This is a genomic window from Delftia sp. ASV31 (assembly GCF_016428765.1).
Taxonomy (GTDB): domain Bacteria; phylum Pseudomonadota; class Gammaproteobacteria; order Burkholderiales; family Burkholderiaceae_C; genus Comamonas; species Comamonas acidovorans.
Genome location: NZ_JAELTK010000329.1, coordinates 1 through 301, shown reverse-complemented (window position 1 = coordinate 301; position 301 = coordinate 1). Strand labels below are relative to the sequence as shown.

The window sequence follows — 301 nt, the reverse complement described above, 5'->3', positions numbered from 1 at the left end:
CCCCCCCCCCCCCCCCCCCCCCCCCCCCCCCCCCCCCCCCCCCCCCCCCCCCCCCCCCCCCCCCCCCCCCCCCCCCCCCCCCCCCCCCCCCCCCCCCCCCCTGTTTTCAAGCAGAAGACGGCATACGCGATCAACGTCAGCGTCTCGTGGGCTCGGAGATGTGTATAAGAGACAGCGGCTGGTGGCGGCGCTGGCAGCCGCTGCTGCTCACGGCCGCCGTGCTGCTGCCCGTGCTGGCGGCGCTGGGCATCGTCTCCATGGCGCGCGAGATCGCGGCGGCCGGCCTGCCAGCGCCGGCCGG

General features: G+C 79.7%; 1 protein-coding gene. It reads left to right on the top strand.

Going from position 1 to position 301, the window contains the following annotated elements; genetic code table 11:
- Window positions 1-301 (top strand): hypothetical protein (locus tag JHD82_RS29675; RefSeq protein ID WP_199140504.1); only part of this gene is annotated, 301 nt, incomplete at both ends.